Source organism: Azospirillum sp. TSH64 (assembly GCF_003116035.1).
In the GTDB taxonomy this organism is placed as follows: domain Bacteria; phylum Pseudomonadota; class Alphaproteobacteria; order Azospirillales; family Azospirillaceae; genus Azospirillum.
This window is the reverse complement of record NZ_LGQW01000015.1, coordinates 2763486-2778985: the sequence shown is the minus strand read 5'-3', so window position 1 is coordinate 2778985 and position 15500 is coordinate 2763486. Positions and strand designations below refer to the sequence as shown.

Below are 15500 nucleotides of genomic sequence, written 5' to 3'. Positions count from 1 at the left end.
CTAACCTGTCGCAGCAAGCCATTCGGCCAGAGGATTCCACACTCCGGTTTCGGCACCGGCGCTCACCACCATACCGATATGGCCCAGCGGCGGCCTCAGGATTCTGGCGCCGGGAATCGCGGCGGGCAGCGCCAGGGCCGAGGCCGGCGGGACGATGCGGTCGCGCTCCGGGATGAGGGCGAGCGTCGGCACGCGGATGGCACCGGGATCGACCGGCAGCCCGGCGACCATCCAGGCCCCCGCCATCGTGTCGTTGCGCCCGTACCAGCCGGCCAGCGCGTCGCGCGCCACACCGGCCACCAGCGGCACCCCGTCGTTCAGCCAATCCTCCAGCGCGACGAAGGCGGTGGCGGCACGGGAGCCGGGCGCCATCCGGGCGAAGCCCGAGAATTTCTTCAGCGCCAGCAGCGGGTCGAGCTGGGCGAACAGCGCCTGCAGGGCGTCGGTCGGCAGTTCGCCCCAGCGGTCCAGCACCGGTCCCCAGGGCTGGATGAAGGTCGCCACCCGGCGGGCGGTCGCCGCATCCTCCGCATGGAAGTCCCAGGGCGTCGCCATCAGCCCCAGCCCGGCGAGCGAGCGCGGCCGGCGCTGCGCCAGCGCCGCGGCCAGCAGCCCGCCCATGCAGTAGCCGACGACCGGCACCGGCGCGCCGGCCGTCTCCACGGCGAAGTCCAGCGCGCGTTCCAGCCGTCCGGCGATGTAGTCGGTCAGGGTGAAGCGCCGCTCCAGCGGCCCCGGCCTGCCCCAATCGAGCATGAGCGGCCGGAAACCATGCGCCGCCAGCCAGCGCATCAGGCTCTTGTCGCGCGACAGGTCGAGGATATAGGCGCGGTTGACCAGCGACGGCACGAACAGGACCGGCCGCCCGCCCCCTCCCTGGCCGTAATCAAGCAGGCGCGATCCGCCCTCCGTCCAGACCGCCGGCGGATCGGGCAGGTCGCGGCGGTAGGGGTGGCTGCGGTAGCGCTCGATCCCGGTCAGGACGGCGTCGATCCGGCGGCGAACCTCGCGGTCAACCTCCCTTGCCAGACGGTCGCCGGGACCTTGCGCCCTTTCCCACGTTCGGTTTTCCCACTTTTGGGCGCTCTGCAGCCGGTCCGCCCGCGCCATCTCCTCCCGAAGCGCCGCCGCCCGGCTCCGCAGGGCCGGGTTCCAGGGAAGCGAGCCGCTCCTCAAGTGCGGCAATGCGGCCGAGGAGCTGAGCAAGCTGGCCAGAGCCGCCGTCAGATGCAGCGCCAGCGGGCGCGGTCCCTGCCGTTTCACCGGTCCCGCTGCCGGATTGGGCGGAGCCTCGCCCGTCTGCCTGTCGTCCGCCAGACGCTCGCTCATCGGAAGGCTGTCCGTGTTGGGGGGAGCCGCTGTTCGGGAATGGCCAGGGGTGGGGGTCCCAGCCAGTGCCGGGCATGGAACCGCCGCCGAACGCACCGAACCCCGCCTGACCGAAGCCGAACGGCCCCGCCCCCTGCCCCATCATCTGGAACATGCGGGTCATCATGTCGGCCATTTCCGGATCGGCGGCGCAGGCCGTCCATTGGTCCTGCCACAGGTCCAGGTAGCGGCGCGCCAGCGTTTCGTAGGAAGGCGGGTCGGCGGCGGACGGATCGGAGGGTCGGTCTGGATTCGACGGGTCGGCCATGGCCGGAGTATAGGGGCCGCCGGGCCGGCTTGACCAGTCCGGCATGGCCCCTTACCTGACCTTTCGGGTATCGGCGGTAGGCAGCCGCTTGCGCACCGATCCTCCATCCGCACCACCGGGCCGGGCGCAACCGCGGCGCTATGCCGCGGCGCAACGCTGGACAAATTGCTATCCCTTCGAGTAGTCCTAATGACGGAACAATTTCCGCCGCCAGTCACGCGTGTTCCGGAACTCCATGACCTGGAACGTGACCTGGAACGCGTCCCTTCTTGAAAGACTCAGCGATGGCCGACAAGGAAGACCAGAAGTCCGCTCCGATCACGATCAAGAAGTACGCCAACCGGCGGCTCTACAACACCGCCACCAGCAGCTACGTCACGCTCGACCATCTCTGCCAGATGGTGAAGGACGGGCTGGACTTCGTGGTCTATGACGCGAAGACCGGGGAGGACATCACCCGGTCCGTTCTGACCCAGATCATCGTGGAAGAGGAAAGCAAGGGGCAGAACCTGCTGCCGATCAGCTTCCTGCGCCAGCTGATCGGCTTCTACGGCGACAACATGCAGTCCGTGGTGCCGCGCTATCTGGAATATTCGATGCAGGCCTTCTCGCGCAATCAGGAGCAGATGCGCGACTATTTCCAGAACACGCTGGGCGGCATGTTCCCGTTCGGCCGGCTGGACGAGGTCAGCAAGCAGAACATGGCGATGTTCGAGCGCGCCATGCGCATGTTCACCCCCTTCGGCACCCCCGGCGCCGGGGACGAGGTGCCCGGCGCGCAGCGCCCGGCCGGCCAGCCCGGTCAGGGGGGCAACGCCGCGCCCGCCGCCAATCCGGGCGGCGCCACCTTCGACGAATTGCAGAAGCGGATCGACGAATTGCAGAAGCAGATTGCCAGCATCGCCATTCCCGGCAGCAAGTCGGACACGAAGTGACGGGCAGCCGGAACCGTCCGGCAGATTAGGGTCCCGGTCGACGGGAGGCGAGAAAGGCGGGGTCATACCCCGCCTTTTTCATTGCGCATGCGGGATCGGGCGCGCAGGCTTTCCCCCGTGCATAGGGGGCACCTTCTCGTCCGCGGCGCCGGTCCGGCTGATTTTTTGGATCGACCGGCCCGTCCAACCGTCAGGAGGGAACCGACCATGACCACCGAACTGACCGTTTCGATCACCATGGCCAGCGACGATCCGCGCGAGGTCGCGCGGTTTGAAAACCTTCTGCGCGATTGGCTCAGCCATCAGCCCGGCGTGGCCGGCATGGCCATCGCCGACCGCGGCAACGATGCGGCGGCCGAAAGCATCTGGCGCGCCGCCCGCAAGGCGACCTTCGGCCCGGCATTGAAGAACCCGTTCGCGCCCTGATGGGTTGTCGGGACAGTCGCCGAAAAATCGGCCCCTAAATCAGCCTCTGAACAGGTGCGGGACCATCGCCGCGTCCGGCCCGACACCGGACCCCAGCCGCGGGTCGGTGGATTCCCGCACCGCCATGCCCAGGCACTTGTCGCCGACGATCCAGGCGTGCAGGACGGCGCGGGTGTCCTCCTCCCTGAAACAGGACGGGGTTTCCAGCCAGACGGCACCATGGGCCGCGACATCCTCGCCGATGTCCGGCCCGTCGTCGGCAATCACCTCCCCATGCCGCAACATCCGGGTGAGCGCACCGTCCAGCCCGTGCAGGGCGCGCGCGGTCACCATCTCGGCACCGGCCACGCCGCTGGGATCCAGCGCCGCACGGCACAGGTTCGGGTGGCGCGGATACAGGTGGGACAGCACCGCCAGCAGGCCGTGGTTCGACCACAGCCAGCACCACAGCGGCGACAGCACGCTCATGCCGCTGCTGCGCAGACGCTGGAGAAAGCCGTCGTCGGCCAGCCCGTCCCACGGATAGAGCTTCGCCAACCAGGAGATCGGCTGCCCCTCGTCGTCGAGGAAGCGGCGGCCGTCCCAGGCGATGGAATGGAGCGGCAGCAGACGGGTGTCGATACCGGCCTCCGCCGCGGTGGCGGCGAGATAGACCAGTTCGCCCTCGCGCACCGGGTCGGGGGTGGCACAGGTCGCATGCATGCGGCCGCGGCCGGGCACGCCCGTCGCCAATTCCTCCCAGCGCTCCACCAGCGCCTCGTGCAGGCCGTTGAACTGGTTGGCATCCGGCGCCATCGCCTCGCGCCAGTTGCGCTGGATCATCGAGGCGGCGAACAGCCCTTCGGTGGTGTCGTAGTTGCACCCGAGCAGCTTGACGCTGTCTCGCCCGTCATAGGCCAGCGTCAACCGGCCGGCCAGCCCACCTGCCCGTTCGTTGCGCCGTCCGCCGGCCCAGTAATCGACCCAGGACGCCTCCAGCATGCGCGCCAGATCGCCACGGATGCCGAGGGAGGCGAACAGCTTGTGCTCCATCACATGGCGCACGGCGACGGCGATCATGCTGTGCAGTTCGTCCGCCACGCTTTCGATCAGGTCGATCTGCGAGGCGGTGAACTCATAGACGGTGTCTTCCCGCCAGCCTGCCCCGGCCGACATGGCACGCACACCATAGGGGAATTTGCGGAGACCCGGGCGCCAGTCGGCCCGCGGCTTCATCGTCGTCCTGCGCATGCCGCCCCGACCGTCAGTGCCGGCAAGCCGCGCGGCACGAAGCCGAGGCGCGGCATATGAAAAGCCACAGGGAAAAGGTGACGGGCGGCAGGCTGGTCAACTGTCCACTGGTCAACGGTCAACTCCGGGGGAGGCCAATCCGACGCAGACGCGGATGCTCGCGACGCAATCGCTGCGACGCAAGCGCAGCCTTGCGTATGTAGCCTGCCGCGCCGCAGCGCGCCAGCACGCATCCGCAATAGTCCTCCCCAAGTGCGCGCACCGGGGCCGCATGGGAGGGGCCGCATGGGACTGGGGTCAGCCACGGACCCTACTCCGGGGCGCCTGCCGCGCAACTTCGGCCGCTGCGGTGAAAGGCAGCGGCGGCCCCTTGCCGGCGGGGACCGGTCGCCGGCACGGGACCGCTGCCTGTCAGCCGGCGCGCGTCAGATCAGCGGCGCCGACGGATGCCGTGCCAGCGAGCGCATCGCCCACAGGGCCAGACGGCCGCGGCGCGGCTTCATCGCAGCAACCGCCCGATGCAGCGACGGCAATGGCGTAACCGCCGACAGGCCGGGAACCAGCACCGGGCCATCGTCACGCGAGCCGCCCATGCGCTGGAGACGGCGGGCCGACAGCACAATGCGCAACACCTCTTCCTCGGACAGGCTCCGGCGGGCCGGGCCGGACGCGAGGCTTGCGGCCTCGCTCAAGGCCGCCCGTTCGGCCAGCAGCCCGGTCAGGCCCTTGGCAGCCGCCGTCAATGCAGCTTCATCGTAAAGGGCGAGGACAAGCGTCCTCAACCCGTGTTCCATCCGTGTGGACATGGTGGGCGCTCCGGAAAAATCGGAATGGCGTGCGATGTGGGTGCGTGTTTGCGTCGAAGCGTGCAGAAGAGAGTTTGCGGTTCGACAGGCGCGATTATCCGTGCGCGGCACCCGTTCGGCCATGCGCCCCAAGGTGGTAACACCCTGTCTGCGCCTTCCTGATGCGGAAAGGCCACAGTGGCTGTACCGATAAAGATCCCGGCTGGTTCGGCTCGGATCTGGATGAATTTTAACGATCGGGGATTGGCCGGGATTTTCCCGCCCCGGCAGACGGAAGAGAATGGTGGAGCCAATCGGGATCGAACCGATGACCTCTACAATGCCATTGTAGCGCTCTCCCAGCTGAGCTATGGCCCCACTATACTTCTCTTGCTCTTCACCAACACTGAAAGTGTTGGTGCGCTTGGAGGGACTCGAACCCCCACGGCCTTTCAGCCACTAGGACCTGAACCTAGCGCGTCTACCAATTCCGCCACAAGCGCTTTCCCCGCACCGCGTTGGGCGCCGCGGGGAGCGCTTATGTAGCGGGATGGATCGCGGCCCGCAAGCAGAGAATTCACTCTCCATGCATTTTTTTTCGGCGCCCGTTCCGGCGGGCCAGAAGGGCCAGTCCGACCCCCAGCGCCGCCGCGGCCACCCCGGCGCCGATGCGCCATGCCGTCCGGTTCACGTCGCCGAACACCGTCGCCCCGCGCAGGATGGTGGTCGCCATCGGCTCCGGACGGTCGGGGTCGAGCAGCCGCTCCTCCACCAGCTTGCGTTCCGTCTCGGTCAGCGGTTGCGGCTCCAGCGGGCGGAGCGAACGCCCGGCCGGGCGGACCAGCCGGTCGATGGTGGCGGTCAGCGATCCGGTCGCCTCCTCCGTGCGCTCCACCTCCTCGACCGTGACGCCGAGATGCTCCGCCATCAGGCGGGTGCGGACCGAGCGGATGGAGCGGCAGACCTCCGGCCGTTCGCTCGGCGCGCACTCGATGGCGAGGTCGCATTCGGTGTCCAGCCCCTGGGACCGGTTGTTGATGTTGGACGACCCCACCCGCAGCAGCCGGTCGTCGACCACCAGCACCTTGGCATGGACATAGATGCCCTCGCCGCCCTCGGTCACCGGCGCCAGAATGCGGAAGCGCGGGTTGGCGACGGCCTCGTGCAGGCGCTGGAGCAGCAGCGAGCGGGCGCTGCCCATCGACTCCTCCTCGATCCAGGCCGGCGTGCGTTCGGGATTGATCACCACCACCTCGGGCCCGTCGGGCTCCGACAGCCGGTCGATGATGGCGCCGACGATCTTCTGCGAGGCGAAATACTGGCTTTCTAGATAGATGAAATCGCGCGCTGCGGCGATGGCGGCCAGATACAGCGCCTCGATCTCGCGCACGCCGCGCTTGCCGGTCTTCTGCGTCCCCTCATGGTCCGCCATCGGATCGGTGCGGGCGATGGCGACCGGAAGATCGCGGAAGTCAGGTTCCAGATCCTCGGGCCAGAAGGCCGGGACCGCCGGCGGCGGGGTCAGCAGCTCGCCGGTCGCCCGGTGCCAGCGCTCCCTCGCCAACTCCCCCAGCGCCCGCGCCGCAGCGCCATCGACGGCGGTGGTCACGTCATGGAAGGGACCATAGGCCTCGCCGTTCGGCCGCACCCGCCGGGGATCGCCATCGCTGTGGTCGGGCGTGTCCCAGCGGTCGGTGGTCATGTCGATGCCGCCGCAGAAGGCCAGCGCATCGTCGATGATGGCGATCTTCTGGTGATGGCAGGCGCCGGGCGGATGGGCGGAGTCCAGGCGGAAGCGCAGGCGCCGGCTGCTGATCCAGTCGAGCAGCACCAGAGGCGTCCCGCCGCGGAACGGCATCTTCAGGACCGCCAGATCCCATTTCAGCACGTTGATGGTCAGCTCCGGCCGCACCCGGACGATCCAGCTCAGGAAATCGCCCAGCTCGTTCGGCACGCCCGGCATCGGATCGTCGGGCTCCAGCTTGATCCGGGTGTCGAAATCCCAGCCGATCAGCATCACCGTGTGGCGGGCATTGAGGATGGCCGCCTTGATCCGGGCGAAATAGGCGGCGGCGTCGATGATGACCGCCACGCGGTCCGCCGTCTCCATCCGCCAGCAGGTCCGGCCGGGCACCAGGATCGGATCGGCGCAGGGCTGGCTGGACTGGAGATTGGGAGTTGGGCGGGCGGCGTCAGGCATCGCGGCCATGTCGACCATTCCTTCCGGCGTCGTGGGCATCATCGCAGGGGCGGCAGCGGAGCCGCTGCCGTGCCTTGGATGAACCCGCGAAGCCTCGGGACGGTTCCCGCCCTGCGCTCAGCCCGCCCGGAATCGCAGCTGCATGCGATGGCGGTAGGTCTCGCCGGGATCGAGCCGGGCCGAAGGGAAATGGCCGATGTTCGGGCTGCCGGGGAAGCGCTGGCTCTCCAGCGCCAGCCCGGCGAAGCGGCAATAGGGCTGCCCGCCCTTGCCGACGATTTTCTCGCTGAGATAGCCGCCGGTGTAGACCTGCAAACCCGGCTGGTCGGTCGCCAGCTCCATCCGCCGGCCACTGGCGGGATGCTCCAGCAGCGCCACCGGCCGCAGTTCCCCCGCCGGCCCCTCCAGGCACCAGTTGTGGTCGAAGCCGAAGCCGCCGACGGCGTCCAGCGCCTCGCCCAATGCGACACCGCCGCGCAGATCGAAGGGGGTGCCGTCCACCGGCCGCACCTCCCCGGTCGGGATCAGGTCGGCACCGACCGGCGTGGTGAAGCCGCCCTGCACCGTCAGTCGCTGGTCGCGCAGGTCGCCCGACGCGTGGCCGGCAAGGTTCCAGTAGCTGTGATGGACGATGTTGACGATGGTCGGCCGGTCGGTCGTCGCCGTCATGAGGATGTCCAGCACCCCGTCGTCGGTCAGCCGGTAGCGCGTCGTCGCCGTCAGCGTCCCCGGATAGCCCTGGTCGCCATCGGGCGACTCATGCGTGAAGGTGACGGCGTTCTCCGCCGCATCGGCCTCCGCCTGCCAGATCCGCCGGTCGAACCCGTCCGGCCCGCCATGCAGCTGGTTCGGTGGCTCGTTGACGGCCAGACCGTAGCGCACCCCGTCCAGCGTGAAGGCCGCGCCGCCGATGCGGTTGCCGTAACGGCCGCAGGTGGCGCCGAAATAGGCGTCGCTCGCCAGATACTCCGCCACCCGGTCGAAACCCAGCACCACGTCGGCAGGTGTTCCGTCTCGGCCGGGCACCAGCATCCGCACCAGCCGGGCGCCATGGGCGACCACCGTCGCCTCCAGCCCGCCGGCGGAGAGGGTGAAGCCCTCCACCGGCCGCCCCTCGCCCAGGCCATCCACCGTGTCGAACAGGAAACTCTCGATGGGCATCACGCCTCCGCCGGTTCGCCGCCGCGGCCGGCCCAGACCGTCAGCAGACCCTTCTGCAACAGGATGAAGACGAACAGCAGCACGCCGATGGCGATCTTGGTCCACCAGCTGCTCAAAGTTCCGTCGAAGGTGATGTAGGTCTGGATCAGCCCCTGGATCAGCACGCCGACGAAGGTGCCGACGACATAGCCGTAGCCGCCGGTCAGCTGCGTCCCGCCGATCACCACCGCGGTGATGGTGTCCAGCTCCACCCCCGTCGCCGCCAGCGAATAGCCGGCGCCGGTGTAGAGCGAGAAGACGATCCCGGCCAGACCGGCCAGCAGCCCGGACAAGGCATAGACCGCCACCGTCGTCCGCGCTACCGGCACGCCCATCAACTCCGCCGACTGGCGGTTGCCGCCCAGCGCATAGAGGTTGGCGCCGAAGCGCGTCCAGTGCGCCAGCACCACCGCCGCGGCCACCACCCCCAGCATCAGCAGCGCCGGCAGGCTCAGCTTCAGCCCGAAGTCGAAGCGCAGCGCCATGTCGTTCAGCTCGCCGTAGAGCGGATGGTTGATCGGCACGGAGTCGGTGGTCAGGACGAAGCCCAGCCCGCGGGCGATGAACATGCCGGCCAGCGTGACGATGAAGGGCGGCATCTGGAAGACATGGATCACCCCGCCCATCGCAGCCCCGAAGCCGCCGGCGGCGATCAGCGCCACCGCGAAGGCGGGAACCGGGTGCCAGCCGCCATGCTCGATCAACACGGCCAGCAGCACGGTGGTGAAGCCGATCACCGCCCCCACCGACAGGTCGATGCCGCCGGACAGGATGACGAAGGTCATGCCGACCGCGGTGATGCCGAGAAAGGCGTTGTCGGTCAGAAGGTTGGCCACCACCCGCCAGGAGGCGAAGTTGGGGAACTGCGCCGCACAGATCAGGAAACCCACCACCAGCACGGCGGTGGTGACGATCAGCGGCAGAAAGCGCTGGAGTGCACCTGTCATGGTTTCGCCCCTCCGCTGGTCGGCGCCACCGGCGGCTTGACCGTTCCGATCGGCCGGGCGCCCTTGGGCCGCGGCAGGAACAGGGTCAGCGTCGGCGATTGCAGCAGCAGGACGACCAGCAGGACGCCCGCCTTGACGATCAGGTTGAATTCCGGCTTGAAGCCGCTCAGCAGGATGCCGGTGTTCATCGCCTGGATGATCAGCGCGCCCACCACCGACAGCACCAGCCCGAAGCGCCCGCCGAGCAGCGAGGTGCCGCCGACCACCACCGCCAGGATGGCGTCCAGCTCCAGCCACAGCCCGGCATTGTTGGCGTCGGCGCCGCGGATGTCGGCGGTGACGATCAGCCCGGCCACCGCCGCGCACAGCCCGCACCAGACATAGACGGCGACCAGCACCACCGGCGTGTTGACGCCGGCTCCGGCGCTGGACAGCCGGTTGACGCCGACCGCCTCGATCATCAGCCCCAGCGCGGTCGCCCGCACCAGCAGAGCCGTCACCGCCAGCACGACGATGGTCAGCACCACCGGCATCGGCACGGTCAGGAAGGACCCGCTGCCGATGAAGGCGAGCGCCGGGCTGGTGAAGGTGACGATCTGCCCCTCCGTCACCAGCTGGGCGATGCCGCGGCCGGCGACCATCAGGATCAGGGTGGCGATGATCGGCTGGATGCGCAGGACCGCCACCAGCACGCCGTTCCACAGCCCGCACAGCAGGCCGGCGGCCAGCGACGCCGCCAGCACCGCCGGCAGGCTCCAGCCCGCCCCGGTCATGGTGGCGGCGATGGCGCCGGAGATCGCCATGACCGCGCCGACCGACAGATCGACGCCGCGGGTGGCGATGACCATGGTCATGCCGACGGCGAGCAGCGCCACCGGGGCGCCGCGGTTCAGCACGTCGATCAGGCTGCCGAACAGCCGGCCATCCTGGAGACGGATGGCGAAGAAATCGGGAAACAGCAGCCAGTTGGCCAGCAGGACGGCGATCAGCGCGCCATATTGCGGCAGGTTGCGCGCCGGGCCGGGGGCGGACAGCGTCATTGCCGCACCTCTGCACCCGATCCGGCTACATTCGGCGTCTCCGACGCGATGGCGGCGACGATGCGCTCCACGCTGACCTCCCCTCCCCTCAGTTCCGCCACATGGCGGCGGTCGCGCAGCACGACGACGCGGCGGCTGTAGGCGACGATCTCCTCCAGCTCCGACGAGACGACCAGCAGCGCCATGCCGTCGGCGCACAGCCGCTCGATCAGGCGGATGATCTCGGCATGCGCCCCGACATCGATGCCGCGCGTCGGCTCGTCGAGGATCAGTAGCCGCGGTTCGGTCGCCAGCCAGCGCGCCAGCAGCGCCTTCTGCTGGTTGCCGCCCGACAGCAGCTGGATCGGCCGCTCGGCGTCCGGCGTGCGGATGTCGAGCAGGCGGATGAAGCGGTCGGCGATCTCCTCCTGGCGGCGGCGCGGGATCGGCTTCAGCCAGCCCTGCCGCGCCTGGAGCGCCAGGATGATGTTCTCGCGCACCGACAGCTCGCCGACGATGCCCTCCTTCTTGCGGTCCTCCGGGCAGAAGCCGAAGCCGAGCCGCACGGCGTCGCGCGGCCCCTTGAGCCGCACCGCCCGCCCGTCCACCGTCGCCTCGCCCCGGTCGGCGCGGTCCATGCCGAAGACCAGCCGCACCGTCTCCGTCCGGCCGGAGCCCAGCAACCCCGCCAGCGCTACCACCTCGCCGGGGCGGATGTCGAGGTCGAAGGGCTCGACGCTGCGCGCCTTGCCGAAGCCCTTGAAGCTGGCCAGCGGCGGACGGCTGTCCACCTCCGCCGGGCCGAGGTCGATGCGGTGAGCCGCCGCCTCCAGCTCCCGCCCCAGCATCATGGCGACGAGGTCGAGGCGCGGCAGGTCCGCCGTGCGCCGCTCGCCGACCAGCCGGCCGTTGCGCAGCACGGTGATGCTGTCGCAGACCTCATAGACCTGGTCGAGGAAATGGGTGACGAAGACGATGCCGATCCCGCGCGAGCGCAGGGTGCGCATCACCTTGAACAGCACCGCCACCTCCTGCGCATCCAGGCTGGCGGTCGGCTCGTCGAGGATCAGCACCTTGGCCGACATGTCGACTGCGCGGGCGATGGCGATGATCTGCTGGGTGGCGACCGAGAAGCGCCCGAGCGGGGCCGTCACGTCGACGGACAGGCCATAGGGTTGCAGCACCGCCCGCGCCCGCCGCCGCATGGCGCCGCGGTCGACCAGCCCCCAGCGCATCGGCTGGCGGCCGAGGAACAGGTTTTCCGCCACCGACAGGTTCGGCAGCAGGTTGACCTCCTGATAGACGGTGCCGATGTGCAGGCGCTGCGCCTCCTCCACCCCGCGGGGCGCGATCTCCCGCCCCTCCAGCGCCACGGTGCCGTTGTCGCGCTGGTAGACGCCGGTCAAGGTCTTGATGAGCGTCGATTTCCCGGCGCCGTTCTCGCCCAGCAGGGCATGGATCTCGCCATGGCGCAGGGTGAAATCGACGCCGTCGAGCGCCTGCACGCCGAGGAACGCCTTCGACAGGCCCCGGATCGCCAGCAGGGGAGCGGAAGGGGGAGCGGTGGATGCCGTCATGGCGGACCTCGCCGGATGCACAACGAAACATGTGGGGCGTATCCCCTCTCCCCCCCCCGGGGAGAGGGTTAGGGTGAGGGGGACGCGCGGCGAGGATTCTCGGGATTGTCACGCAGTGCATCCCCCTCACCCCGACCCTCTCCCCGGGGGGGAGAGGGGGATTTCAGCCCCGATCAATAAGCGTCCTTGCGGCGCTCGTACTCGGCCTTGGCGGTGTCGGGCGTGAACAGCGCCGATTCGGTCTGGATCCACTTCGGCGGCGCCTTGCCGTCCTTCTTGAAGGCGATCAGCGCGTCATAGGCCGGGCCGGCCATGTTCGGCGTCAGCTCGACCGTGGCGTTCGCCTCGCCTTCCGCCATCGCCTTGAAGATGTCCGGCACGCCGTCGATGGAGACGACCAGAATGTCCTTGCCCGGCTTCAGCCCGGCTTCCTTGATCGCCTGGATGGCGCCGACGGCCATGTCGTCGTTGTGGGCGTAGACGGCGCAGATGCCCTTGCCGCCATTCTCGGCCTTGATGAAGCTCTCCATCACCTCCTTGCCCTTGGCGCGGGTGAAGTCGCCGGACTGGGTGCGGACGATCTTCATGCCGGGATTCTTGGCGACGATCTCGTCGAAGCCCTTCTTGCGGTTGATGGCCGGCGACGAGCCGACGGTGCCCTGCAGCTCGACCACCGCGCACTTGCCGCCGGTCTGCTTGGCCAGCCATTCGCCGGCCACCCGGCCCTCATGCACCGTGTCGGAGGTGACGGCGGTCATGTAGAGGCTCTGGTCCTTGGTCTCGATCTGGCGGTCGAGCAGAACCACCGGGATCTTCGCCTCCTTGGCCTCCTTCAGCACCGAATCCCAGCCGGTCGCCACCACTGGCGCGATGAAGATCGCATCGACGCCCTGGGCGACGAAGGAGCGCACCGCCTTGATCTGGTTCTCCTGCTTCTGCTGGGCGTCGGAGATCTTCAGGTCGATGCCGCGCTTGTCGGCCTCCGCCTTGGCGGTCTTGGTCTCGGCCGCGCGCCAGCCCGACTCAGAACCGATCTGCGAGAAGCCGACCACCAGCTTCTTGTCGGCGGCCTGGACGGCGCCGAGCCCGATGAACAGGGCCGCAGCGGCGGTGGCGGCGGAGATCACCCATTTCCTGGACATCCGATTCACTCCCTGAGTGTTTATGGCGAGGTTTTATTGCGGTGCGCGATGGACGAAGGACGAGAGGCACGCGACGGGACGGGGCGCTGGAAGATCGTGATCGCGGCCCGGTTCGGAATTGTTCGTCTTGCCTACTTTAAGTACCTAGAACCATAACTGTCCAATACGATTCTCAACCGATGCGATGCCGAAAAGGATATGTCCGGCAGAGGCTTCAGCTCGAAATCCGGTCAAAAAAAACGGCCGGGCAGCGGAGTGCCGCCCGGCCGTGAGATGACCCCGTTCCAGTCTGGACCGGGGCCGACGCACCCGAGGGAGAGCGCGCCGGGACGCAACCACCGCGGCGGGATGGAGAGAAACACCGCGGCGGCGCGAAGACGAAAGAGACGGAAAGGCCGGGACGTCGGTCGGCCTTTTCGGAACGACAGGCTGTCAGAAGGCCAGATCGGTCCGGATGATGAAGATGTCGCCCTTGTCGCTGTTGGCGGCGACGTCGGAGCTGAGCTTGAAGTGGTTGTATTCCGGCGCGAGGCTGAAGCCGGGAGCGGCGACATATTTGGCGCCGACGGTGAACAGCTCGAACTTGCTGCGGCCGCGCACCGTCAGGTCGCCGGCGTCCTTGGCGTTCAGGTAGCCGACGCCCAGCGTGGTGGGGCCGAAGGTGTACTGCGCGCCGGCGGTCCAGACATCCTGCTTCTCGCGGCTGACGATGGCAGCGCTGGATTTGGCATAGCCGCTGTCGCCCGACCAGGCATAGCTGCCGCCGATCTTGAAGCCGGCATAGGCCAGCGTCAGGCCGGCATGGGTGGAGGACAGCTTGTCGAACTGCTGCGCCGGGGTGGTGGTGGAGTTCTTGGCCTCGCCGCCGAGATAGAACAGGCTGCCGTTGACCGCGACGCCGCCCAGCGTGTTGGTGTAGGTGCCGCCCACTTCATAGACGTCGCGATAGGCACCGGTGCGGTTGGCCGAGGCGAGCGCCAGCTTGGAGCGGTTGACGTCGGTGTTGCTGCTGTCCGACGCCGGCTGGTAGGAGGCGCCGAGCTTGAAGCCGGCGATCTCCGGGGTCCAGTAGGTGGCGCGGGTGGCGCTGTTGCCGGAGATCAGCGCGCGGATGTTGCCGATGGTGACCGGCGCGTTGGCCGCGCTGTTGCCGAGCCAGGACGGGAAGGAGCCGTCGACGCCGCCGGTGCCCCAGTCGGACGGGGCGATGATGCCGCTGTCGTCGGACGGGCCGTTCTCGACGCCCAGATGCAGGACGCCGAAGCCGCCGTTGACGAAGATGAAGGCGCGGTCGTTGGTGACGGTGCGGGCGTTGTTGGTGCCGTTCTCCGCCAGCAGGCGGATGCGGGCGCCGTATTCCAGCCCGTTGTCGGCCTTGGCCTTCGGCGTCACCAGCAGGCGCAGGCGGTTGCGGAACTCGGTGTTGCGCTGGCCGCTGTCGCGGTCCTGGTTGACGTAACCGCCCTCGAAATAGGCGTCGCCGCCCAGCATGATGTCGAACTTCGATTGGGCGGAAGCCGAGCCGGTCGCCATGACGCAGGCGAGCGAAAGGGTGGCTGCGCCAAGCAGCAGAGCTGATCTCACCATTTGCGTTTCCTCTAAATGCGGTTTGTTTTTGCTTCGATGCACTGGGTGAGAGCGATGCTTCGGCGATGCGTCAGACGCACGCCCTGCCCGACCGTCAGGCCCGGCGCGGGGCCGGATCCGACGGTGTCCTCTGCGTCAGCGCTCCCTCTGACGCAGCCGTTGCGGGTTGCTGGTGCCGGTCGGTCCCGGCCCTGGTCCTGGCCCTGGCCATCTCGGACCGGCGGTCACTCCTGTCCCAAAGTCCCGTCGATGCGCCGCCACAGCCCAAGCGGGTTGCCGTCGCGCAAAGCCTCCGGCAGCAGCTCTGCCGGGATGTCCTGGTAGCAGAGCGGGCGCAGGAAGCGGCGGATCGCCAGCGTGCCGACCGAGGTGCTGCGCGGGTCCGAGGTCGCCGGGAACGGGCCGCCATGCACCATCGCGTGGCAGACCTCCACCCCGGTCGGCCAGCCATTCGCCAGGATGCGCCCGGCCTTGCGCTCCAGCGTCGGGATCAGCCCGGCCACCGCGGCCTTGTCCGCCCCATCCATCTGCAAGGTCGCCGTCAGCTGGCCTTCCAGCCTTTCCGCCACCGCCCTCATCGCCGCCACGTCCGCGCAGCGGATCAGCAGCGAGGCGGCGCCGAACACCTCCTCCTGCAACGCCGTGTCGGCCAGGAAGGCGTCCGCCGTCGTAGTGAAGAAGGCCGCCTGCGCCTGGTTCGGCCCGCTGCATGCCAGGCCGCGCGCCAGCGTCGTCACGGCACCGCTGCCGGCCAGCTTGGCGACACCGCTGTCGAAGGCGGCATGGATGCCCGGGGTCAGCATGGTCGAGGCGGCG

General features: G+C 68.8%; 12 protein-coding genes, 2 tRNA genes and 1 pseudogene. 2 read left to right on the top strand and 13 right to left on the bottom strand.

Translation table 11 applies throughout. The features are described 5' to 3' along the window. Positions 1-1329, bottom strand: coding sequence for an alpha/beta fold hydrolase (locus TSH64_RS14135; RefSeq protein ID WP_109445759.1), 1329 nt, complete (start codon positions 1327-1329; stop codon positions 1-3). 591 nt (positions 1330-1920) lie between these two features. On the opposite strand from TSH64_RS14135, the gene phaR reads away from it, so the two are divergent. Together phaR and TSH64_RS14125 are read left to right on the top strand one after the other, a co-directional pair. Continuing rightward, the gene (gene phaR / locus TSH64_RS14130; RefSeq protein WP_109445757.1) at positions 1921-2571 is read left to right on the top strand and encodes a polyhydroxyalkanoate synthesis repressor PhaR; all 651 of its coding nucleotides are present in this window, start codon (positions 1921-1923) and stop codon (positions 2569-2571) included. A gap of 207 nt (positions 2572-2778) precedes the next feature. Next, positions 2779-2997, top strand: coding sequence for a hypothetical protein (locus TSH64_RS14125; protein WP_109445755.1), 219 nt, complete (start codon positions 2779-2781; stop codon positions 2995-2997). A 39-nt stretch (positions 2998-3036) separates the two neighbouring features. Here TSH64_RS14125 and TSH64_RS14120 read toward each other — a convergent pair whose 3' ends face one another. The 12 genes and pseudogenes from TSH64_RS14120 to TSH64_RS14060 all read right to left on the bottom strand — a co-directional run. Next, complete coding sequence (locus tag TSH64_RS14120; RefSeq protein WP_109445753.1) at positions 3037-4227, bottom strand: glutathionylspermidine synthase family protein; 1191 nt, start codon at positions 4225-4227, stop codon at positions 3037-3039. A gap of 425 nt (positions 4228-4652) precedes the next feature. Beyond that, positions 4653-5033, bottom strand: coding sequence for a hypothetical protein (locus tag TSH64_RS14115; RefSeq protein WP_109445751.1), 381 nt, complete (start codon positions 5031-5033; stop codon positions 4653-4655). A 281-nt stretch (positions 5034-5314) separates the two neighbouring features. After that, a tRNA-Ala gene (locus TSH64_RS14110) sits at positions 5315-5390 on the bottom strand. A 38-nt stretch (positions 5391-5428) separates the two neighbouring features. Next, positions 5429-5515: transfer RNA gene (locus TSH64_RS14105), tRNA-Leu, on the bottom strand. A 74-nt stretch (positions 5516-5589) separates the two neighbouring features. Beyond that, positions 5590-7221 carry a phospholipase D-like domain-containing protein gene (locus tag TSH64_RS14100; RefSeq protein ID WP_109452655.1) on the bottom strand — a complete coding sequence of 544 codons (1632 nt, stop codon included), beginning with the start codon at positions 7219-7221 and terminating at the stop codon, positions 5590-5592. Positions 7222-7329: 108 nt separating this feature from the next. Beyond that, positions 7330-8373 carry an aldose epimerase family protein gene (locus tag TSH64_RS14095; RefSeq protein WP_109445749.1) on the bottom strand — a complete coding sequence of 348 codons (1044 nt, stop codon included), beginning with the start codon at positions 8371-8373 and terminating at the stop codon, positions 7330-7332. After that, the gene (gene yjfF / locus TSH64_RS14090; protein ID WP_109445747.1) at positions 8373-9359 is read right to left on the bottom strand and encodes a galactofuranose ABC transporter, permease protein YjfF; all 987 of its coding nucleotides are present in this window, start codon (positions 9357-9359) and stop codon (positions 8373-8375) included. Before yjfF ends, TSH64_RS14095 begins: the two co-directional genes overlap by 1 nt. Continuing rightward, entirely contained in the window at positions 9356-10399 is a 1044-nt protein-coding gene (locus TSH64_RS14085; RefSeq protein WP_109445745.1) for an ABC transporter permease, read from the bottom strand. Before TSH64_RS14085 ends, yjfF begins: the two co-directional genes overlap by 4 nt. Continuing rightward, positions 10396-11955, bottom strand: coding sequence for a galactofuranose ABC transporter, ATP-binding protein YtfR (gene ytfR / locus TSH64_RS14080; RefSeq protein ID WP_109445743.1), 1560 nt, complete (start codon positions 11953-11955; stop codon positions 10396-10398). Before ytfR ends, TSH64_RS14085 begins: the two co-directional genes overlap by 4 nt. A 173-nt stretch (positions 11956-12128) precedes the next feature. Continuing rightward, entirely contained in the window at positions 12129-13097 is a 969-nt protein-coding gene (ytfQ, locus tag TSH64_RS14070; RefSeq protein ID WP_109445741.1) for a galactofuranose ABC transporter, galactofuranose-binding protein YtfQ, read from the bottom strand. 432 nt (positions 13098-13529) lie between these two features. Beyond that, on the bottom strand, positions 13530-14684 hold the full coding sequence (locus tag TSH64_RS14065) for a porin (RefSeq protein ID WP_109445739.1): 1155 nt from the start codon (positions 14682-14684) through the stop codon (positions 13530-13532). 224 nt (positions 14685-14908) lie between these two features. Continuing rightward, positions 14909-15500 (bottom strand): annotated as a pseudogene (locus tag TSH64_RS14060) (aldehyde dehydrogenase (NADP(+))); the annotation flags it as partial.